18 protein-coding genes and 1 pseudogene are annotated in these 22,964 nt (G+C 39.2%); 6 read left to right on the top strand and 13 right to left on the bottom strand.

The window, feature by feature from the left end; all coding sequences use genetic code 11:
* Positions 1-76 precede the first annotated feature (76 nt).
* The gene (yajC, locus tag HZ311_RS09010) at positions 77-457 is read right to left on the bottom strand and encodes a preprotein translocase subunit YajC (protein ID WP_178946632.1); all 381 of its coding nucleotides are present in this window, start codon (positions 455-457) and stop codon (positions 77-79) included.
* A gap of 93 nt (positions 458-550) precedes the next feature.
* Entirely contained in the window at positions 551-1,696 is a 1,146-nt protein-coding gene (gene tgt, locus HZ311_RS09005; protein WP_010736591.1) for a tRNA guanosine(34) transglycosylase Tgt, read from the bottom strand.
* Positions 1,697-1,902: 206 nt separating this feature from the next.
* Here tgt and HZ311_RS09000 point away from each other — a divergent pair, with 206 nt between their 5' ends.
* On the top strand, positions 1,903-2,595 hold the full coding sequence (locus tag HZ311_RS09000) for a DUF975 family protein (protein WP_023518956.1): 693 nt from the start codon (positions 1,903-1,905) through the stop codon (positions 2,593-2,595).
* Positions 2,596-2,659: 64 nt separating this feature from the next.
* On the opposite strand, the gene HZ311_RS08995 is transcribed toward HZ311_RS09000, so the two are convergent.
* The gene (locus HZ311_RS08995; RefSeq protein WP_023518955.1) at positions 2,660-5,320 is read right to left on the bottom strand and encodes a cation-translocating P-type ATPase; all 2,661 of its coding nucleotides are present in this window, start codon (positions 5,318-5,320) and stop codon (positions 2,660-2,662) included.
* A gap of 571 nt (positions 5,321-5,891) precedes the next feature.
* Positions 5,892-6,923: a tRNA preQ1(34) S-adenosylmethionine ribosyltransferase-isomerase QueA gene (gene queA / locus HZ311_RS08990; protein WP_023518954.1), complete on the bottom strand. Its 1,032-nt coding sequence runs from the start codon at positions 6,921-6,923 to the stop codon at positions 5,892-5,894.
* Between the two features lie 261 nt (positions 6,924-7,184).
* On the opposite strand from queA, the gene HZ311_RS08985 reads away from it, so the two are divergent.
* The 4 genes from HZ311_RS08985 to HZ311_RS08970 are packed head-to-tail and all read left to right on the top strand — an operon-like array spanning position 7,185 to position 10,581.
* Positions 7,185-8,354, top strand: a complete 1,170-nt coding sequence (locus HZ311_RS08985; protein ID WP_023518953.1) for a betaine/proline/choline family ABC transporter ATP-binding protein — start codon at positions 7,185-7,187, stop codon at positions 8,352-8,354.
* A gap of 3 nt (positions 8,355-8,357) precedes the next feature.
* Positions 8,358-8,999, top strand: a complete 642-nt coding sequence (locus HZ311_RS08980) for an ABC transporter permease (RefSeq protein WP_010736596.1) — start codon at positions 8,358-8,360, stop codon at positions 8,997-8,999.
* Positions 8,996-9,913, top strand: coding sequence for an osmoprotectant ABC transporter substrate-binding protein (locus HZ311_RS08975; protein ID WP_023518952.1), 918 nt, complete (start codon positions 8,996-8,998; stop codon positions 9,911-9,913). The genes HZ311_RS08980 and HZ311_RS08975 overlap by 4 nt, the downstream gene beginning before the upstream one ends.
* Before the next feature lie 5 nt (positions 9,914-9,918).
* Positions 9,919-10,581 (top strand): ABC transporter permease, encoded by a 663-nt coding sequence (locus tag HZ311_RS08970; protein ID WP_041684348.1) that lies wholly within the window; start codon positions 9,919-9,921, stop codon positions 10,579-10,581.
* A gap of 318 nt (positions 10,582-10,899) precedes the next feature.
* Here the strand turns inward: HZ311_RS08970 and HZ311_RS15995 are convergent, their stop codons facing one another.
* The 7 genes and pseudogenes from HZ311_RS15995 to acpS all read right to left on the bottom strand — a co-directional run bounded on the left by HZ311_RS15995 (position 10,900) and on the right by acpS (position 18,881).
* Complete coding sequence (locus HZ311_RS15995) at positions 10,900-11,136, bottom strand: type II toxin-antitoxin system PemK/MazF family toxin (protein WP_010736600.1); 237 nt, start codon at positions 11,134-11,136, stop codon at positions 10,900-10,902.
* Positions 11,136-11,356: pseudogene (gene mazE, locus HZ311_RS08960) on the bottom strand (type II toxin-antitoxin system PemI/MazE family antitoxin). The gene HZ311_RS15995 and the pseudogene mazE overlap by 1 nt, the downstream one beginning before the upstream one ends.
* Positions 11,357-11,520: 164 nt before the next feature.
* Positions 11,521-13,344: an APC family permease gene (locus HZ311_RS08955; RefSeq protein WP_010736602.1), complete on the bottom strand. Its 1,824-nt coding sequence runs from the start codon at positions 13,342-13,344 to the stop codon at positions 11,521-11,523.
* Positions 13,345-13,644: 300 nt separating this feature from the next.
* A complete protein-coding gene (locus HZ311_RS08950) occupies positions 13,645-16,374 on the bottom strand; it encodes a YhgE/Pip domain-containing protein (protein WP_023518949.1) in 2,730 nt (909 codons plus the stop codon).
* 649 nt (positions 16,375-17,023) lie between these two features.
* Positions 17,024-17,386 (bottom strand): type II toxin-antitoxin system PemK/MazF family toxin, encoded by a 363-nt coding sequence (locus HZ311_RS08945; protein ID WP_019722700.1) that lies wholly within the window; start codon positions 17,384-17,386, stop codon positions 17,024-17,026.
* 10 nt (positions 17,387-17,396) lie between these two features.
* Positions 17,397-18,515 (bottom strand): alanine racemase, encoded by a 1,119-nt coding sequence (gene alr, locus HZ311_RS08940; RefSeq protein WP_010736605.1) that lies wholly within the window; start codon positions 18,513-18,515, stop codon positions 17,397-17,399.
* Between the two features lie 15 nt (positions 18,516-18,530).
* Entirely contained in the window at positions 18,531-18,881 is a 351-nt protein-coding gene (gene acpS / locus HZ311_RS08935; protein WP_010736606.1) for a holo-ACP synthase, read from the bottom strand.
* Positions 18,882-19,184: 303 nt separating this feature from the next.
* On the opposite strand from acpS, the gene HZ311_RS16060 reads away from it, so the two are divergent.
* Positions 19,185-19,343, top strand: a complete 159-nt coding sequence (locus HZ311_RS16060) for a cysteine peptidase family C39 domain-containing protein (protein ID WP_137073070.1) — start codon at positions 19,185-19,187, stop codon at positions 19,341-19,343.
* Positions 19,344-19,599: 256 nt separating this feature from the next.
* Here HZ311_RS16060 and cshA read toward each other — a convergent pair whose 3' ends face one another.
* Both cshA and HZ311_RS08920 read right to left on the bottom strand, forming a co-directional pair.
* Positions 19,600-21,135: a degradosome RNA helicase CshA gene (gene cshA, locus HZ311_RS08925; RefSeq protein ID WP_010734353.1), complete on the bottom strand. Its 1,536-nt coding sequence runs from the start codon at positions 21,133-21,135 to the stop codon at positions 19,600-19,602.
* A 316-nt stretch (positions 21,136-21,451) separates the two neighbouring features.
* Positions 21,452-22,804: a UDP-N-acetylmuramoyl-tripeptide--D-alanyl-D-alanine ligase gene (locus tag HZ311_RS08920; RefSeq protein ID WP_023518948.1), complete on the bottom strand. Its 1,353-nt coding sequence runs from the start codon at positions 22,802-22,804 to the stop codon at positions 21,452-21,454.
* Positions 22,805-22,964: the final 160 nt, after the last annotated feature.

Below are 22,964 nucleotides of genomic sequence, written 5' to 3'. Positions count from 1 at the left end.
AATGACGACAGTCTTTTTGATAAAGAATGATCGAACTCCGTATACATTTAGCCCACGCGTGGCAAACAACCGGTGTCTATAATTCTTTTTCTTCTTTTTTCTCTTCAGGTGTTTCTGGAACTTCAACAGTTTCAATTACTTCTGGTTCTGTCGGTTCTTCTACTGGTGGTGCGATTGGTGTGCTTGTCATCGCGCCTGTACCTGGTTTTACCGTTTTGATGGCTGCTCGATCGTATTCTAAAAAGATCCCTTCGCAGTCTAAAACAACTGTACGATTTGTCTCGTCGATTTCTGAGACTACGCCATGAAGTCCACCGATCGTGACTACTTCATCGCCAGCTTTCATACTATCAAGCAAGTTTTGACGTTCTTGTTGTTGTTTCTTTTGTGTACGTGACATAAAGAACCACATCCCTAATAGGGCAACGAACATCACTAACATTGGTAATGAACCCATTTTTTTCACCTCACTAACTAAATATCTACACTAAACACTTTAGCAGAAAAAGGCGCTAGAAACTAGTTTTTTAACTAAATTTCACAAATCCTGCTAGAAACTTTTTGCGTTTTCTTTATTGAACCCATACTCTTCGAAAAAGGCTGCACGAAACTCTAATAAGTTATCATCCATAATCGCTTGTCGAACTTGTTTCATCAAGTTTAATAAGAAATATAGATTGTGATAAGACGTTAAACGGATGCCAAATGTTTCATCACATTTGATCAAGTGACGAATATATGCTCTCGTATAATTTTTACAAGTATAGCAATCACATTTTTCATCGATTGGACGGAAGTCCCGGGCATATTGCGCATTTTTTACGACTAATCGTCCTTGCGATGTCATACATGTTCCGTTACGAGCGATTCGGGTTGGTAGAACACAGTCGAACATATCGACTCCACGAATCACGCCATCAATCAATGAATCCGCAGCTCCTACCCCCATCAAATAACGTGGCTTATGATCTGGGATCAATGGCGTCGTAAATTCTAAGACACGGTTCATCTCAGCTTTTGGTTCACCGACAGATAAACCTCCGATGGAATACCCAGGGAAATCCATACTGATTAAGTCTTTCGCACTTTGTTTACGTAAATCTTCAAAACCAGCTCCTTGGATGATACCAAATAATCCTTGACGATCTGGATTCGCATGAGCTTTCAATCCACGTTCTGCCCAACGAGAAGTTCGTTCAACTGATTTTTTCACATAATCATAGCTCTCATCAAATGGAGGACATTCATCAAAACTCATCATGATATCAGAACCTAATTTATTTTGGATGTTGATGGCTTTTTCAGGAGACAAGAACATTTTTGAGCCGTTCAAGTGGTTTTTGAAATGCACACCTTCTTCAACGATATTACGCATATCACTTAATGAGAAGACTTGAAATCCACCAGAATCAGTTAAAATCGGCTGGTCCCAATTCATAAATTTATGCAAGCCACCTGCTTCTTCGACCAAATCTTCTCCAGGACGAAGCCATAAATGATAGGTATTACTCAAAATCACGCCTGCACCCATTTCTTTTAGTTCTTCCGGCGACATAGTTTTAACGGTAGCTAGTGTACCCACAGGCATAAACATCGGCGTTGGAAAAGTTCCATGGGGAGTAATCAATTCACCAAGGCGGGCGCCTGTATGTTTTTCTTTTTTTATTAAACGATAACGAATGGCAGGTTCTGTCATTCAATTCCCTACTTTCTTTTATAGAATCGCGTTTGCAACTCCCACCATCATAATCTTTTCAACTACTTTTTGCAAGAGCTTCTCTTTTTTTATAGTTCTTTTTAACCTGCTTTTTTTGCGAACCTTTCAATAATGAAAGAGTAATCCCTGAGCTAATTCGGCCCTTCTTTGATATACTAAGGGTATCAAAAAAAGGAGTGAAGTGTATGGTATCTTCTGGGGAACTAAAAAAACAAGCAAAAGATAGCTTAAAGGGACGCTGGGGGCAAGCAATTTTGTTGAATCTGATTCCAACATTGATCACAATTGCTATTATTCTTATTTTAGCTTTGCCTACCGCTTTACTGATTGCATCGATGCAAGACAGTAGTTCAATACAAGAAATGGTGAATGGCTCAAGTAGCAGTAGTTCAGGTGGAGGGATCGTTTCTACGATCATCAGTGCATTATTCATGAGTGGGATTTCTTGGACCTATTTAGACATTATCCGTGGGAAACGAACAACGATCGAACCATTCAAAGATGCTTTCCGAGGTTTTTCAGGCGTATTCTTCGGTGGCGTTCTATTGTTAGCACTAGTGACAACAATTTTCACTACGTTATGGGCATTGCTTTTAGTCATTCCTGGGATCATCAAAGGGTATGCCTATTCTCAAAGTTATTTCATTTACTATGATGTCGTAACAGAAACAGGTGAAAAACCAAAAATCCTTGATACGATTACAGCAAGCCGTAAATTGATGGATGGCTACAAAGGAAAATTATTCTGGTTAGACTTATCGTTTATCGGATGGCACATCTTAGCAATTGCCACAGTCGGTATCGGTTATCTATGGTTGAATCCATACATCACTGCAACTAAAGCTGCTTTTTACGAACAATTACCAAAACAAGTTTAATCAGCTTTTTCACCATAATAAAAAGGATTGGAAAATCTCCAATCCTTTTTTGGTGTTTATTTTTTTACATTTCAGATTCTGGTGCTTCTACTGTCTCTTCCTCATCTGGCAATTGGTGGAACTTGATCAATTCATTGACCCCAATCGGTATGAGCGACAAGATTCCTACTAAGAACCAATGATTCAAACTAATATGAACTAACCCAAATAATTCTTGCGTGAATGGTAATAAAGCGACTGCTGACGTGATAAGAAGGGAAAGAATCGCCATTTCCACTAACGATTTATTCGTTGCTAAGTTCACTTTGAAAATCGATTGACTACTACGAACATTAAAGACATGAATGATCGAAGAGTAAGCCAATACTAGAAATGCAACGGTTTGGCCAACTTCTTGACTAGCATCAACCCAAGGGCTGATCGTATCGACGAAGCTTCCTAAGTAGTAACCAAATAAAGTGACTACCGTAAATATTCCTGCATTGATGGCAATTTTCTTCATTAGACCACGAGCGAAAATTCCTTCATTTTTAGGAATTGGTGCTTCATTCATGATCCCTTCCTCTGCTGGTTCTCTTCCTAGAGCGAAACCAGGTAGTCCATCAGCAACAACGTTTACGAACAACAGTTGAACGGCTGTAAATGGTGCCCCCCAACCAACTAACATCGCAATCAATACGATAAAAATCTCAGAGATATTACAGCTTAATAAGAAGTTGATCGCTTTTCGAATATTTTGATAAACGGAACGTCCTTGGCTAACTGCATCTACGATCGTAGCGAAGTTGTCATCGGTCAAAATCATGTCAGCGGCACTTTGCGCTACATCTGTACCGGTGATCCCCATCGCACATCCAACGTCACTCGCTTTCAATGCTGGCGCATCGTTCACACCATCACCTGTCATTGCGACCACAGCACCTGTTCGTTGCCATGATTTGACGATTCGGATTTTATCTTCTGGGGTTACGCGAGCATAAACGGATAAATCTTTTACTCGATCATCCAACTCTTCATCAGATAACGCACGGAGTTCCGCACCTGAAAGAGCTTCGTTACTATTGGTCAAAATTCCCAATTCTTTGGCAATCGCACTGGCAGTGACGACATGATCCCCAGTGATCATCACTGTTTTGATACCAGCTTTTTTCGCACGCTTGATAGCACCTTTACTTTCAGGACGCGGCGGATCGATCATACCGATCAAGCCAATCAAACGTAGATCTTTTTCTAAAGCTTCTGAAGTGATTTCTTGTGGTTTTTCGTCATACGTTCGATAACCTACTGCAATTACACGTAAGGCACGTTTCCCAAAACGGTCGTTGACCACTTCTGCTTGTTCAACGTCTCCAGACGTAAATTTTGGTGCTAAGACATCAAATGCGCCTTTAGTGATAGAGATATACTTATTACCCATTTTATGGACAGTCGTCATCATTTTTCGATCAGAGTCGAATGGAAGTTCGTCAACCCTTGGGTATTTTTCTTCTAATTCTTCTTTTGTATGATAGTTTTCCTCAACTGCACGTACAATTGCTGCTTCCGTTGGATTACCTTTGACGATCAATTCATCGTCCTCTTTTTCAACCGTCACATCTGTACATAATGCAGCCATTTTTAAAATTTCCATCGCGCTATTTGTCATTGAATCTTCGACATCTGTTACCTCATCTTCTTTACTCCACACACGACGTACGCGCATCCGGTTTTGTGTCAGTGTACCGGTTTTATCCGAACAGATGACATTCGCAGTACCGAGCGTTTCAACAGCTGGCAGCTGACGAATAATCGCATGTTTTTTCGCCATTTTCTGTACACCATAAGCAAGTGTCAATGTAACGATAACAGTTAATGTTTCTGGTACTGCGGCAACAGCTAAGGAAATCGAAGTCATGAACATTTCAAGTAACGGTTCCCCTTGAAGTTCACCAATCAAAAAGACTAAGGCAGCAGCTGCTAATGCAATCACACTGATTCGCTTCCCTAATTGATTCAAACGGACTTGTAGTGGTGTTTTCTGCATTGTATGGTCATTTAATAATCCGGCGATTTTTCCCATTTCGGTCTGCATACCAATCGCTGTGACGATCGCTTTCCCACGACCAGCAGCAACGGTACAACCTTTAAAGACCATGTTCAATTGGTCACCGAGAGAGTCATCTTCTTGACTTATGTAACCTGCGTCTTTTTCGACAGCCTCACTTTCACCGGTTAGAGCTGATTCTTCTACACGTAATTGTGATGTTTCAACTAAGCGAGCATCCGCAGCAATCGCTGATCCTGCTTCTAATACCAGCACATCCCCGACAACTAGATTCTCAGCATCTACTTTTTCTACTTTACCATCTCTGAGGACCGTAGCGGTTTGTTTATTCATATCTTGTAGGGATTCTAATGCTTTTTCTGCATTTCCTTCTTGAACAATCGCTAGAACTGAATTGATGATAACAATCGCAATGATCAAGAGTCCTTCGAACAGGTCTCCATGTTCAGTTGCAAATGCGGTGTAAAATGAAATGACTGCGGCAACTAACAAAACAATCGTGGTGAAATCTGAAAGACTTCGTATAAATTTTTTGAAGAGTGATTCTTTGGGGGCTTCTTCGAATTGATTTTTGCCTTGTTTTTGACTTCTTTCTTTTGCTTCAGTCATCGACAAGCCTTGATCTATATCTACTTTTGTTTCTTCTGCTATTTCTTCTATTGTTTTTTTGTAACTATCCATCCTATACCTCCTTTAAAAATCATACGTTATGTATAACGCACTATTTTAGTATAACATCATTTTTTTAATTAATTCAACTATATCGCATATATACATATGAAGAGAAATATTTTAAAATAATCAATACATATCAATTGCAAACGCTACCAAAACGTGGTATGATTTAACCATAAGGAAGGAGGAAAAGACAAATAGATAGAAGAATTTCTCGATAGAGTAGTATAAGCAAACAAAGTTGTTAGAAGTACAAGTTTCACCTTAACGAGCATGTGAAGTAACCATTATAAATAGCGAATGCGTATGATTGTTTGAAACGAAAATCGTTCAAAAAAAGAAGTAGTGGGATACGTAACAATTAAATAACATGAACATCTGAAAATTGAATAGGAACAAGAGATGATTCAACTGTTGAAGATGTAAAGAAAACAAGATTTTTTGTTTATCAAGAAGAAATTCAACACCGTACTTTGCATGTTCTATGGAAAGTTACACTAATTCTATTTATTTGTTTCCTTCCGAAGCACAAAAGCCCCGACTAATCGAGAGTCGGGGTCTTTTTTATCTTAAAAAGTTACTTTACAAACATCGCATCTCCAAAACTGAAGAAACGGTAACGTTCATCGATGGCATGTTGATAAGCTGATAATGTTAATTCTCTACCAGCAAACGCACTGACTAGCATCACTAAAGTGGATTTTGGCAAATGGAAATTCGTAGAAAAAGCTTCAACTACTTTGAACTCATACCCTGGCGTAATAAAGATATCAGTCCAACCACTATCTGCTTTGATCTCCCCATCAAATTTCGTACCAATCGTTTCTAATGTGCGGATTGAAGTCGTTCCTACTGCCACGATTTTCCCGCCATTTTGGCGAACTTGATTCAAACGAGTAGCAGCTTCTTCGGTCAAACGATAAAATTCACTGTGCATTTCATGCTCTTCGATTTTATCGACACTCACTGGACGGAAGGTTCCTAGACCGACATGCAGTGTCAAATACACAAGCTCCACGCCTTTTGCTTTGATTTCATCTAATAATTCTGTCGTGAAATGTAAGCCAGCAGTTGGTGCAGCTGCTGAGCCATTCTCTTCTGCATAGACAGTTTGATAGCGATCTGGATCTTCTAAACGTTCTTTGATATAAGGCGGTAACGGCATTTCGCCAAGCGCTTCTAGATTCTCTAAGAAAATCCCCTCATAGGCAAACTCAATGATTCGTCCACCATGATCCAGCTCTTCTTTCACAACTGCTTTTAAACGGCCGTCACCAAAAATGATCTCTGTCCCTACTTTGGCACGTTTGGCTGGTTTGATCAGTGTCTCCCACGTGTCACCTTCTGTATTGGTCAAAAGCAATACTTCTAAGTGGGCACCCGTCTCTACTTTTTCACCGTATAAGCGCGCAGGCAATACGCGTGTATTATTCATCACTAACGCATCACCAGGATTTAATTCCTCAATGATTTCATGGAAATGTTTATCCATCATCCCACCTGTCTTACGGTCAACTACAAGTAATCGGGAATGATCCCGGTCTTTTAATGGTGTTTGGGCAATCAGTTCTTCGGGTAACTCAAAATCGAAATCTTCTGTTGTTAACATATCGTCACTCACTTTCTCTGTTTGGCCCTTTTATTTTACCATTTTATGCCGACAATGCCAAAAAGCAAAAATCTTATCCTTCCATTCATTTATGATTGGTTGCGTTATCTTTTCAGCTATATTTTATTTATAATTTCAAAAAACGCCTACTAGTCTAGTTATTTGTATAGTAAATAAATCATCAAATTTGTATTCCTTAGTTATTTTAGGCATACTATTATAAGAACATTCTTTATGGAAAAGAAAAGAAGAGGTGCAATGATGATCGAATTTCAGAATGTATCAAAAATTTATAAAGGTGGAAAAGTCGCGGTCGAGAACGTCAATATTTCTTTTGAAAAAGGCGAATTCATCTGTTTTATCGGTACAAGTGGTAGCGGAAAAACCACTACGATGCGAATGCTTAACCGCATGACGGACCCGACAGAAGGTCAGATTTTGATTGATGGAAAGTCGATCCAAGAAATCAATCCCGTTGAACTCCGACGACAAATCGGCTATGTGATTCAAAGTATCGGTTTGATGCCTCACATGACGATCCGGGAAAATATCACTCTTGTCCAAAAATTATTGAAGGTCAGCCAAGAAGAACGGAACAAAACAGCAGATAAAATGATCGACCTGGTGGAACTTCCTCGTGAAATGCTTGATCGTTACCCACATGAATTATCTGGTGGTCAACAGCAGCGTATCGGTGTCGTTCGCGCGTTAGCGGCGAATCAAGACATCATTTTGATGGATGAACCTTTTGGAGCATTAGACCCTATCACAAGAGATTCCTTACAAGATTTAGTCAAGGATCTGCAAGAACGTCTAGGAAAAACCATCGTCTTCGTGACACATGATATGGATGAAGCAATCAAATTATCCAGTCGTATCGCGATCATGAGTGAAGGTAGAGTCATTCAATTTGATACGCCACAAAATATTTTACGCCACCCTGCCAATGAATTTGTCGAAGAATTGATCGGTGAAGATCGCTTACTTCAAGCCAAACCAGATACCACAAAAGTAGGCGAAGTCATGCTGAACCAAGCCATCACGATCACGCCAGAAAAATCATTGCAAGAAGCCATCAAATTGATGCGTGAAAAACGCGTCGATACGCTTTTAGTGACGGATAATTCAAATACCTTAAAAGGATTTATCGATGTTGAAACAATCGATAAGAAACGTGGAAAAGTCTCGAGTGTTGGCGATATCTTGAACAAGGATGTTTTTTATGTAAAACAATCTGCTTATTTACGTGATACCTTACAACGAATCTTAAAACGTGGTTTAAAATATGTGCCAGTAGTTGATGAACAAAATAAAGTCGTTGGTATTTTAACTCGAGCCTCTCTTGTCGACATCGTCTATGACGTGATCTGGGGCGAAGAACCATCGCTTACTGATGCAATTGGTACGCCATCTGAAACAAAGGAGGTTTAACCAATGGCCGAATTTTTTCAACAACATGGCGCTGAGATCCTCTCAAAAAGTCTCGAACATCTCTATATTTCAGCAATTGCATTGGTCATCGGGATTGCCGTTGCTGTTCCTTTAGGTGTTCTTTTGACGCGTTTTCCTAAAGTCGCAACGATTGTTATTGGACTGACCAGTGCGTTACAAACAGTCCCTTCTCTTGCCCTATTAGCACTTATGATTCCTTTATTCGGTGTCGGTAAATTGCCTGCAATCATTGCCCTATTTATCTATTCCCTTTTACCTATTTTAAGAAATACCTATATTGGGATGAAAAATGTGGATTGGAATTACCGCGATGTCGCAAAAGGCATGGGAATGACAAATATCCAATCGATTTTTTCTGTCGAATTGCCGATTGCTATGCCGACGATCATGGCAGGTATCCGGTTAGCAGCAGTCTATGTGATTGCATGGGCAACCCTCGCCTCTTACATCGGCGCAGGCGGGCTAGGCGATTTGATTTTTAGCGGTTTGAATAATTATCAACCCGATTTGATTTTCGCTGGAACGATCCCTGTAACGATCTTAGCATTGCTTGCAGATTTCTTATTAGGACTATTGGAGAATCGGTTAACTCCGATCGCATTGAGGGAGGAGAATGACGAATGAAACGAATCAGAAATAGTGTCGTTCTCGTATTGACCGTCTTATTACTTGCAAGTTGCTCCTTCCCAGGATTGGCAAGTAATACTGATGAAGATACGATTTCTATCACCGGTGGGATCACTTCTGAAGCTCAGATCATTGCCAGTATCGTTGCTGGGATGGTTGAACACTATACGGAAAAAAATACGACGATCATCAATAACTTAGCAACGACGACGATCAATCATCAAGCAATGATGAACGGCGACGCGTCTATTTCTGCCGCTCGCTATACAGGGACGGATTTGACTACTACCCTTAATTTACCGCCTGAGAAAGATCCTGAAAAAGCATTTGATATCGTAAAACGTGAATTTGAAAAAAGGTATGATCAAACCTGGTTTCCTTCTTATGGGTTCGAGAACACCTACGTTTTTCTTGTTCGCAAAGATACTGCGGAAAAATACAATTTAAAGAAAGTCAGTGACTTGAAAAATGTCGCCGATGAACTTGTCGCTGGAGTGGATACTTCCTGGATCAATCGTAAAGGAGATGGCTATGACGGCTTCAAAGAAACATATGGCTTTTCATTTGATTCCATCTTGCCTATGCAGATCGGTCTAGTCTATGACGCTGTAGAAGCTGGGAGAATGGATATCGTTTTAGGTTATTCGACAGACGGACGTATTGCTAGTTATGATCTAGTCATGCTAGAAGATGACTTGAGTTTTTTCCCACCTTATGACGCTGCACCGGTTGTAGATAATCAACTATTAAAAGATACGCCGGGTTTAGCAGAAGCATTAACAAAATTAAGTAATACGATCAGCACTGAAAAAATGCAACAATTGAACTATGAAGCAGACAATAATTTGGTTGAGCCTTCTGTCGTCGCAGAACGCTTTTTAAAAGAAAACCAATACTTTGGAGGGGAGTGACGATGATGGAAAACATGAATTGGCTTGAACAATTTATTTATTATTTTCAAGAGAATGGTACGTATGTCTTTTCACAGTTCCTACGTCACTTTCTCATTTCGATCTATGGCGTACTTTTTGCAGCAATCATCGGTATCCCCGTTGGTATTCTCATTTCACGAAAACGTAAGTTAGCCAATTGGGTGATCCGTTTTACAAATATCATCCAAACGATTCCTTCTTTAGCGATGGTTTCGATTTTGATGATTGGTTTAGGTTTAGGGGTCAATGTCGTGATCGTCACGGTGTTCTTGTATTCGCTATTGCCGATCATCAAGAACACGTACACTGGGATGATCCAAGTCGACAAAAATATCCTTGATGTCGGTAAAGGGATGGGGATGACAGCCAGCCAACGTCTCTTTATGGTAGAACTACCGCTATCTGTGTCAGTCATTATGGCAGGCATTAGAAATGCTTTAGTCGTTGCCATCGGGATCACCGCCATCGGTGCCTTCGTCGGAGCTGGCGGACTAGGAGACATCATCATTCGTGGGACAAATGCCACAGATGGTACGTCGATCATCTTAGCTGGAGCCTTGCCAACAGCCTTCATGGCAATCATCACCGACTGGGTCTTAGGGATCATCGAACGCCGTTTAGACCCTGCGGCAAAGCATTCAAGATGACGAACATAGAGAATCCATATTGAACCCAATGGATTTCTATTTTTAAATAGTTGAAAACACCACCAGTTCAAGAAATAAATTCTTGATTTGGTGGTGTTTTTTTATTTGAAATTCAGATAGATAGTCATTGACTGAATCTTCTGGTATGTACAGTTCTACATAAACTATAAATAAATGAGTTGCTACTCACTCTGACAATAATGACGAAAAATCAAACACCATATCAATGATTTGCGCCACTTCACCTAATTCAGCCAGAGTGGCTTTCTCTACGAAGAGTATATTTCTCTGCTTTTCCATAAAATCAAATGTTTTGATTTAAAAAGGATTGATATATCCTTGTAGTTTATGCCTCTTATCTAATGCAATATGGTTTTTATATTTCGTATCAGTAATTGGACAAACCGCACACATTCCTGTTACTGCATTATAATGGTTCGCACTGACAACAATTGCAGGTCTTCTTTTTTTAATCTCTCTACCTATACTGGGATTGAAATTAATAATCACAAAATCGCCTTGTTTAGGCGTATAGCCATTAATAGTATATGCCATTAAATAATTTCCTTTCCTACCAGTGAATCCTCAGGAAAACCAGCACTTGCATCAATTGTTTCATCATTTTCAAATGCTTCATCAAAAATATTTTTTTCTTTTTTATAAACGTGATTGTATCGTCTTCTCCCTTAACAGCACTATACTCAACATTTTCTTCTATGCCAAATTTAGTAGGTACAGTTAAAACAATCGCATTACCTTGTTTCCTAGTCTTCATAATCTTCGCCCTCCATTCTATCTATTATCATCATAATATAAATACAACGTGAATACATTTTTCGTAAAATTGAATACCCAACCCAATTTCATGTAACTATAAAAAAACCTTAGAACACCAAAGTGCTGTTCTAAGGTCAAAAATTGTTACTCGCTATCATGTAATTATTTTTTCAAATGATAACTATACGTACTTACGACGATATTTTCACGCCAAGAAAGACGTAAACGCAATCTCAGACTCGTCTGATTATGCAAGATATTCTGCCATCTGCGATTTGGTACAAACTGTGGAATCAATACGGTCGTCGTATAATTTTGTTTTGCAGCATTCTTGCTGACTATGTCCACATAACGCAAAATCGGATTTTGAATCGACCGATAAGAAGAATGGACGATTGAAAGACGAACATCTGGAAAATGCTTTTTAAATTCTGCTTGGATCTCTTTTTCCTTTTCGATATCCTCATCTAATGAAACGTGCATAGCAACAACATAATCACCAATCGAACGCGCATAATTCAACGCTCCGGTATTTACCCGCGTAACGTTCCCTACAAGTACCAAAACCGTATTTCCTTCATACTCGTGTAAGTTTACTTCGTCTTCTAATCGAAGTTGTTCTGCTACTTTTTTATAATGATCATGAATTTTATAGAAGACGAACATGACGATTGGCATGATGATGAAGAACGGCCAAATATCCCCTAAGCGGTAAACAAATAAAATTGCAATGATGGCATAAGAGATAAATGCACCCGTAATATTCGCAATTGATTTCGTCCACCACTTTTTGCCTTCTTTTTTCCATTTGATGACCATTCCTGTTTGCGATAATGCAAAGGGGATAAATACACCAATGGAATACAATGGAATCAATCGTTCAGTAGAGCCATTGAAAATAAACAATAGCACAATCGACCCTAATGCAAGCGTGATGATCCCATTTGAGTACCCTAAACGATCACCACGATCTTGGTACATATGAGGCATGAATTTATCTTTTGCTAAGTTATAGGCTAATACTGGAAAGGCAGAAAACCCTGTATTTGCTGCCACTGCCAAAATCAAAGCTGTCGCAAATTGCAAGATATAATACAAGATCCCATGTCCAAAAACAGCTTGTCCGATTTGGGAAAGAACAGTTACTTCTTTTTCAGGAACGATTCCATACCAATAGTTGATAAACGTGATCCCTACAAAAAAGAATCCTAAGATCAATGCCATCATCGTCAAGGTCATCGCTGCGTTTTTCGCCCGTGGCTTTTTGAAGAACGGTACTGCATTACTGATTGCCTCTACACCAGTCAATGAAGAAGAACCAGAAGAAAAAGCCCGTAAGATCAATGCGACGGAAACCCCAGGGACAACTGCACCAGGCAATGCTGTTGCTTGTAATGGTACTGCCCCAGTCACAATATTAAACAAACCAACGACAATCAATAAGGAGATGACGAGAATAAATGTATAGACTGGGAATAGTAAAAACGAAGCTGACTCTCTCAGTCCACGTAAGTTCAACATCATCAACAAGAGGACGATAGTCACTGAAATCGCTACTTGATGCCCATATAGAGCTGGTATAGCAGAAGTAATCGCCTCTGCACCGGCTGAGACGGAAACCGCAACAGTCAGCATATAATCGATCAATAAAGACCCGCCCGAAATCAGTCCAGCATTTTTACCGAGGTTCTCACTACTAACAACGTAAGCCCCACCCCCGTGTGGATATGCGTGAATGATCTGCCGATAAGAAAGAGTTAATGAAATCAATAAAATAATAACAAATGCAGCAATTGGCAATGAATACCAGATCGCAGCAGCAGACAACGCCACTAATACCACAACGATTTGTTCTGTTCCGTACGCAATCGATGACAACGCATCGGAAGATAGTAGTGCTAACGCAGCAAACCTTGTTAATTTATGCTCGTCGTTTTCCGCCGACTTCAACGGCTTCCCTACTAACAACCTTTTTAAGTAATCCAATTTCTATGCTCCTTTACACACCTTTTCCCCTACGAATTACAGGTGTCATTTTTTATAGTAAACAAGATGTTATAGTACGCCCTTGACCTTTAAATGTCAACAAAATTCGGGAAAAATATCGATAGAAAATCCCCATATTTTTTTAATTCATTTTTAGAGTGATTTCCATAATTAAACCACTTGCTTTCTCTGGTATAGAAAAAAGACGAGCTTAGGAAAATAACGTTATCCTAAACTCGTCTTCACTTAAAAACTGAGACTTCAAACCTTTACGAGAAACGAATAGATGGCATCACGTTTCTAGTGGAAGATTCGACTTTCATGCGCAGCTTCTTTGAATTTCTTCATTTTTTCACTTACAAATGGATAGGATACTGTACCAACGATTCCTACGACAATAAATATGCCGACTAATATCAAAATCGCATGTAGCGCATTTGGCCAATAGATACCACCAGCTGATTCACGTAAGAGGTTGACTGCATGAGTAAATGGCAAGAAAGGATTGATCATTTGGAAAAATTTCCCTGAAACTTGAATTGGATAGTTCCCACCACCACCAGATATGGACAAGACAAGAATAATGATGGCTATCCCTTTGCCGACATTGTCAAACAGTGCTGCTAAAACATAGACGATCATCATAAATGACAAAGCAATCAAAACAGCAAACAGTACACTGTAAACTGGATTCACTACATACACACCAAGCAAGAACATGTTCCCTAAAGTAACGATCAAGCTTTGAGCGATCGCCATCGTCAAGAAGGTCAACATGCGGGCGCCAAACTGTTCCCGTTTTGTATAGTTTTTACGCGCTTTTTTATCTAAATAATAATCTGTTGTAGCGACACTTGAAAGTAAGACCGCACCTACCCACAAACATAGCGCAGTATAGAACGGTGTACTTGCTGATCCATTATTAGGGATTGGATACAACGAATTAGTTTGCAGTTCCACAGGCATCGTAAAGAATTCACTTTCCTTTGTCGCATCTAATTTCAAGAGTTTGATGACTTCCCCAAGATCAACCTCTTCTTCTCCTTTACGGATCGTGTCTGCGGCTTTTTGGATACCAGCTTTGATGTTTGGCCAGTCGTTCGTGATCAAGTCTGCCGCAGCATTCACTGCTGTTTCAACTTCTGGCATTTTATCGTTGACGGTGGTCATTGTGGTATTGATTTCATTTTTGATCGTTGGCCAATCATTTTGGATAAAATCAGCAGCTAAACCAAGTTTCTCTTCTAATACAGGTAAGTCGTTATTGTATAGGTCAGCTCCCTTATTGATTCCATTTACGATCGTTTCCATATTACCATTTAGCATCGTATTTGCATCATGGACCTCTTGACCGATTGCAGGCATTTCTTTTTGATATTTCTCTAAGATCGCCACCGCATTTGTCACGGTTGCTTTGGTTGAATTTAATAGCGAATCAAAGTCGATTTGATCTGCTTTACTCAACGCACCTTGCGCCGTACTGATCGTATCGATCACTTGAGTCAAGATTGATTCAACGGTGGTGCTGACTTCGTTTACGTCTATTTTACCGATAGTATCATTAACATTTTTTGCAGCTGCTGTTATACTTGTTAATTCGTCAGACACTAATTTTTCAATTTCTTCTACACTAGCTGATTGAATGATACTCTTAAGATTTGGCAGACGTGAGTTAATTGTATTTAAATTTGCACTGATATTGTTTAATAGATTTATAATATTAGTTAAATTCTCTCCACCATTTTCTTTTTGTAAATTTGTTAAAAATTCTATTAGGCTATTTATTGCTGTTTGCTGACTACTAATACTAGAGGATATGTTATCAACTAGCTTCAGTAGATTTTCTCGTTCTTCTTCTGTCAACTTATTATCTTCTACAGCTGTTTTTAGGGCAGAATTGATTGCATCAGCTAAACTAGCTGTATTTGTCGCTACTTGCCCAATCGAATCTAACGTCGTCTTCACGCTTGTCGTGATACCTGGTACTGCTTCTTTTAATTGTTCAGCGCCCGTTTTGGTATCCTCTGCGAGATTCTTCGCTTGTGATTCTAAATTTTTCACATCAGGTAAGATGTCTTGGACTTGTTGGATGATGGTCAATCCTTGTTTTGCTTCCTCGATTCCTTGATTCATCGTTTCTTCGATTAATGAAAAATCGTTGTCGATTTCAGCAATTTGTCGTCCAGCATCTTGGATCTCCGGGATTTTTTGTTGAAGGTCAAGAATGATTTTGGCTTGTTCCTTTAATTCTGGCATTTTATCGTTCAATTCAACGACCTTTTGTCCCATCTCATCCACTTCTGGGAGATAATCAACAAATTCATTTGCTTTCGCTAATTTGTCTTTGATATCTGGTAGTTGTTTTTGTAGATCAAGTACTTGTTGGGTATAGCCATCGATCGTATCTAAGTTTTCATCTGTTGATAAAATCATTGATTTTACTTTATTGATACTTACCAGATTTGTATCGATATCGTACCCAATTTCATTAAAGACTTTTAGTAAAGTTTCGCTCGCCGTCCGAATAAATTCACTGGAGATTTGTGATTGGATCGTAGATGCACCTTTATCTGTGATTTTTGGTGCAATGGCATTGATTTTTTCATTGACTGTATATTCAATTTCCGGCTTTTTGATATCACCACTCGTAAAGCTTAATAAATCCTCCGAGAAATTCTCTGGCAAATAGATACCAGCATAATACTCCCCAGACCGTACACCGTCTTCTAATTCTTTTTTAGAGTCAACAAACTGCCAACCTAAATCTTTATTTTCATGTAATGATTTCAGTACTTCTTTTCCGATGGCAACGTCTTGTCCTTCAAACTCAGCCGGCTTGTCTGCACTATAAACAGCAATCGGTAATTCCCCTGTATTGCCATAAGGGTCCCATAATGCTTTGATATTGAACCAAGCATATAATGAAGGAATGATCATAATTGCGATGATCAAGAGAGTCGCAACAGGATTTTTAAAAATTCGTTTCCAATCAAGTAAATATAAGTTTATTGTATTTTTTATTGATTTCATATTCATCACCTTTTTTTGTTTCAGCTGCATCACTTTATCATGAAAACCATACGATTTTCAATCCTATTTTCAATCCAGCAACTAATTTTTTGACAGTTAAATCAAACTGTCCGAATGTTGTCATCTTTTGCTTAATAAATAATTAATCTTCTTTTATCCACTAGTCCACTATCAAATGTAGCATCCCGATAAATTTTTTATGTGTAGTCAAATAAATCTGTTATAAAAAGCTTACCATAGTTTCTAAAAAAATGTCTAAATTGGTTACTCATAAAATTATAATCTTATTTTCAATATATATATTGTTATTTTATAAACCATATCTTCCGATAGAACTGGAAAATCCGGCAAAACTGAACCACACAAACAAAAAAAGGCACGACAGCCAGAGGTCGGGATCAAAATGTTTAGCTTCGAGAAATAAGGCACCATCCACGAAAATTATTTTTCAAATTTTTGTGGATGGCGCCTTATTTTCGAAGAGGTTACTTCTGTTCCCGCCGTTTATTCGGTTTTAGGTGGTGCGATAGGACGAATGTCCCAGACCATTGAAGTTCCTCTTTTTTGTTGTTGCCAAGCGCTGAATCGCGCAATGATTGACTAAACACACGGTGCTATTTTTTATGTATAAGCGTGCTGTTTTTGTCTTTTATTTTGACACTGGGACAAGCGCTTCGATACCAACACTGATTTTTAATGCACGATCGACATCTAACATGATCGATCGTTCCAAATGACAGACTTTTTCTTTTAATCTGGACTTATCAATCGTTCTGATTTGTTCAAGTAAAATGACTGAGTCTCTTTCGATCCCTGTTCCGGTCGCTTTGATTCCTATATGTGTGGGCAATTTAGGTTTCGCCATTTTCGCAGTAATTGCTGCTACGATGACCGTTGGACTAAAATGATTACCTAAATTGTTCTGAATCACTAAGACCGGTCTTGTCCCACCTTGTTCTGATCCTACCACCGGAGAAAGATCAGCAAAATAAATATCTCCTCTTTTTACCATACGCCTCTCCTCACTCTTGATATTCTCTAGGTATGCGGGGCCCTAGCACACATGCGACTTCGTAATGGATCGTACCCAATTGATCTGCTACATCTTGCATTGTGATTTTAGCCTGTTGATTTTCCCCAATCAACGTCACTTTAGTTCCTACTGGCATTTGATAGGGCAGACGGATCATCAATTGATCCATGCATACACGACCAATGATCTCACAATAATTCCCCTCCACTAATAATGAGAAACCTTGCATTTTCCGTAACCAACCATCTGCGTAACCGATTGGTACAGTTCCGATCCATTCTGAAGCTGAAGTCGTATAGGTTTTTCCATAACCTACACCTTCTCCTGCTGGCAACTCTTTCACTTGGATCAATTCAGATACAAGTTCAAGCGCTGGTTGTAGGGGATACACTTCCGCTAACGCGTGACCGGATGGATTCAAGCCATACATTGCTACCCCATAGCGGATCATATTGCCTGTAGCTTTTTCGTGCCATAATGCAGTAGCACTATTACTGCTGTGGACATATCTTGGTAAAGTAGGTAGACTTTCGATGATCTCACTGAATTTTTGGTTCTGCTGTTCCCAATAGGTGGTATCTGCTTGATCTGCTGTAGAAAAATGAGTATAGATCCCTTCCCATTCTAAATTGGGACTATCCTGGATGATTTCCACTGCCTCATTCACTTCTGCACTATTGAGAAAGCCAATTCTTCCCATTCCGGTATCGACTTTCAAATGCAATTTCAATAAATATTCTAGATGTCGTTCTGCTATATAAGTAGCCGCAGCTTCCAACCATTCTTTTATTCCCGCAGTAATAGATAGATCGTGGATGACTGCAAGTGTCAACGCATCGATCGGAACCATATTCAATACAAGAATAGGTTGTGTGAAACCTGCCTCTCTCAGCTCGATTCCCTCATCTAAAGTAGCTACGCAAAAACCAGAAGCTCCACCTTTTTTTGCAGCTTCTGCTGTTTCGATTGCTCCATGACCGTAACCATCTGCTTTGACAACAGCAAACAATTCTTTCCCATTCAATCGAGCTATTTCATTTGCTACATTTTCTGTAATTGCCTGTTTATGTACAATTGCTTTTGTCGGACGATGCCAAGCAATAACCATTGTTCTTCCTTCTTTCTAGTCTTCTAAAATAATCTGTGCAAAAGCTAACTCGTCTGTATGTGTGATGCTGACCCAGACTGCTCCTTCATGTGGAGATTTCGTTACAATTGGTTGTCCTGATCCATTTTTTAAAATTTCGATCTCTTGAAAGGTAACTTTACCGATCCCTGTTCCCCAAGCCTTTGAAAAAGCTTCTTTACATGCATAACGACCGCCTAAAAACTCAACCTGACGATGAAATGGCAGCAAACGAAACATTTCGATTTCACTTGGTGTCAGTACACGATCAATAAAGTTTTGCTTTTCTTTAATGATCTTAGCAATCCTCGACAGTTCAACTGCATCAATCCCAATCCCTTTTATCATACACGATTCTCTTTTCAAAAAATTTTAGAACACTCTAATTCTACCAAATTTTAGACAATTTACCACCAATAAGTCTAGAAATAACAAAAATGAAAGTTGTTTCCTAGTGAAAACCCACTTCTTCATTTTCTCCAATAAAAAACCATTGAGAATTGATTGATAAAAATCTCTGATGCAAAGAAAACAGTTCAAGTCACTTCATTTCTTTTTTTACGAACGTTTTTCAAAAAAATAAGACTTACAATTCGAAAAACAGCTGATATATAAATCATTTTCCGCCTTGTTTGTTTATAAAATCATTTTATTGGTATTAATTCTAATTTACCATGGATCACGCATAAAAAAAGAAATTATTTTTACTTAATAAACAAAAAAAACAAAAAAAACAAAAATTTGTTGCTATATCCTAAAAAAGCTAAATATTTTATTTTTTTAAATAACATTTTTATTAAAGTTATCTAAATTACCTACTAAAAAGAGGAACTACGTTAAATTTATACTTAATACTCTTAGACTTCCCATTATTAGTAGGTTTTTACCCTATGATCTCTACTTCTTTATGTAATGAAAGAGAGAGTATGTTTGTTTTTTTCATTATCTATCATTGCCAAATAAACAATACAAAATAAGCCCGCCAAGGCCAAAAATAGGTAAGCTATTTTTGGATCTGACGGGCTTATTCGGATGGTCCTTCTAAGACCACCACTTTACATGTGGATTAGTCGTTGTTCGTGCGGATCACGAAACCACGTTTTTTGTCGTTTGTGCGTTTTCCACCATTGTCTTTTTGTTTGTTATGGTTTTTGCTGTAGCTACCGCTACCTTTTGAATTTTTGTTGCCACGGTAGTTGCCATTATCACGACGATTACGGTTGTTTCCGCCGCCACTTCCGCCACCACGTTTACCATTTTTGTTGTAGCCTTTTTTCTGCATAGGCAATGGACGTTCTGGTGTGATTTTTACTGGTGTTGCATCTGATGGATCTTTGGCTATTGTTTTCAACAATAAAGCGACTAAATCTTGAGCAGAGTATTCTTCCAATAATTTATCCGCAGTTTGCAGATATTTATCTAAGCCATTCTCTTCAAGTTTTTCTTCGATTTGTTCAATAGCAGCGCCTAGTTGTCCTTTGAATGCTTCTTTTTCAGTCGGTGGACGTAAAGTTGTCATACGTTTTTTCGTTAAGTTTTCAATAACATGTAAGTAACCCATTTCGTTTGGTGTAACGAAAGTTACTGACATACCACCTTTACCTGCACGACCAGTACGACCGATACGGTGAACATAGCTTTCTGGGTCTTGTGGGATATCATAGTTGTATACATGAGTAACTCCTGAGATATCTAAACCACGTGCAGCTACGTCTGTAGCAACTAAAATATCTAAATGACCACTCTTGAATGAACGTAATACGCTCATACGTTTTTGTTGGGAAAGGTCGCCATGGATACCTTCTGCACGATAGCCACGAGCTTCTAAGCCACGAGCTAATTCATCTACACGACGTTTTGTACGTCCGAAGACGATCGTTAATTCTGGTGATTGTACATCGAGCAAGCGAGTCATCACATCGAATTTTTCGTATTCTTTTGCGCGTACATAGTATTGATCGATCAAATCAGCAGTCATTTCTTTGGTTTTGATTTTCACGTGTGTTGGATCTTTCATGAATTTCACACCGATGTTTTTGATTGCTGGTGGCATTGTTGCTGAGAACAATAGTGTTTGACGTTGGTCTGGTACTTTAGAGATAATACTTTCAATATCTTCTAAGAAGCCCATGTTCAACATTTCGTCTGCTTCATCTAATACTAATGTTTCAACTGTTCCAAGTTTCAATGTGTGACGGTTGATATGGTCTAACATACGACCCGGTGTACCAACGACGATATGTGGACGGTCTTTCAATCCACGGATTTGGCGACCGATATCGGCGCCACCATAGACAGCTTGGACACGGACACGTTTGTCACGTCCTAAACGATAAAGTTCTTCTTGTGTTTGGATCGCTAATTCACGTGTTGGTGCAATAACCAATCCTTGTAGTTCTTGACGATTTGCATCGATTTTCTCTAACATCGGTAAGCCAAACGCAGCAGTTTTACCTGTTCCTGTTTGTGCTTGTCCAATCACATCTTTGCCTTCCAAGGCTAGTGGGATCGTTTCTGATTGGATCGGTGTTGCTTCTTCAAATCCTGCACGTTCTACTGATTTTAATAATTCTGGTGATAATTCTAGTTCTTTAAATTTCAAATGAATCCTCCTATATGGTTGTTAACTGAGGATGTAGCTATAGTTTGCTACCCCGTCTTTTGTTCGGTCAAAGTGTCTGTTGCTTTTTTGACAGTGGCCACGCACGTTTCCCATCCATTCTTAGCCCCTGTGGCACCACCGAAAAATCACTTTGCGAAGTTTAGGCATTAGAAAAGCCAAACGGGTCGCGTTCAGCTTTATCATTGTTATGACATCTGGCTTTCGCATTTCATCATCAAGCCAGTCCAATTTCTCTTCATCTTTCGGCAATAGGTTATTCTAGCATAATTTATTGTTTTCTGCAAGTTTACAGTTTTTATTTCATTTCTTGTAGTCGTTCGACCACTTCAATCAAGCCCATACTATTACTACCTTTTAGTACAATCGTGTCATCTGGCTGGATCTCAGCAATCACCGCTGCAATCAATTGCTCTTTATTTTCTTCGGTATAATAAACCGGCAAATCAGGATATTTCTGAGCCAAAGCATCTTTTAACGCCTGCATTTCTTTTCCATACAAAAAGATCATCGAGAAGATGTCTGAAGAAATATGTTCACTCATTGAAGCATGCATGAGAGGCGAGTCTACTCCTAGCTCCAACATATCGGCTAAAACGGCAATTTTTCGTCCCGCTGCTGGGAGGCTTGCTACAGTATCTAAGACTAATCCCATGGCTGTAGGATTGGCATTATAAACATCACTTAAGATCGCTGCCCCATTTCCAGCAGTCAGCCATTCTGTTCGATTTTGTGTCACTGAGACAGTTGCTAGACCTCGTCGGATTTCCGACAGAGACAACCCGAAAAACTGCCCGATCGCATAAGCAATCAGCGCGTTCGTCACATTATACTTACCAGGTAAAGGGATCGTGAATGATTCGCCTTCAACGATAAATGTCGTTTGTTGCTTTTCTTCGATGATTTGTTGTGCAGAAATATCGCCTTGTTCGATTCCAAACGTCTTGATTTTTTGAGACAATGGAGCAACCAACGGTTCTAACAATGGTTCATTATTCGGTACGATCAATAATCCGTCTGGTAGCAACCCGTCAGCAATTTCCATTTTTGCTTTGGCGATACCTTCTCGTGACCCTAAATTCTCGATATGAGCCTCACCGATCATCGTGATTGCTGCAACTTTTGGTTGTGCCAGCAACGAGAGTTCCGTAATTTCATTGGCATGATCCATTCCCATTTCTAAAACGATTTTTTCAGTATCCTGAGGCATATGCAAGATCGTATAAGGCATGCCAATATTATTATTGTAATTTCCTTGTGTTTTATAAGTTTTATATCCTTGCGCTAAGACAGAAGCTGTTAGATCCTTTGTGGTCGTCTTCCCATTACTACCGGTAACAGCCACTACATCCGCCCCAACTTTTTTTAAATAATACTGCGCCAACTCTTGCATTGCTTTTAAAGGATCAGAAACTGGTATGATCTCGATCCCCTCTGGTGCCTTTTCGGCTGCCCAACTCCAAAAAGAAGCAACTGCCCCATTTGCGATAGCTTGTTCAATAAATTCATGCCCATCTCTTGTGCCAGCTAAAGGAACGAACAAATCGCCTTCTTTGATTTTGCGGCTATCAAATTCTACTCCTGTGATTGATTGGGTTGACTCATGATGACTGCCAACTGCTTGAGCAATTTCTTGTATTGTTATGTTCATCCATTCTCTGTCCTTTCGATTTAGACCAGTAGTCCTATAGGAATAGGAACAAAAAAGGTGGTGAAAATCGCCAATACTGATAGCGTCGAATAGTAAAAATCTTTCGCTTTCAATCAGTACCAGATGATCATCCACAACCTTTATTTTGCTATACATACTA

Source organism: Enterococcus mundtii (assembly GCF_013394305.1).
GTDB lineage: Bacteria > Bacillota > Bacilli > Lactobacillales > Enterococcaceae > Enterococcus_B > Enterococcus_B pernyi.
Note: the sequence above shows the minus strand (reverse complement) of the source record. Positions and strands in the feature narration are given on the sequence as shown.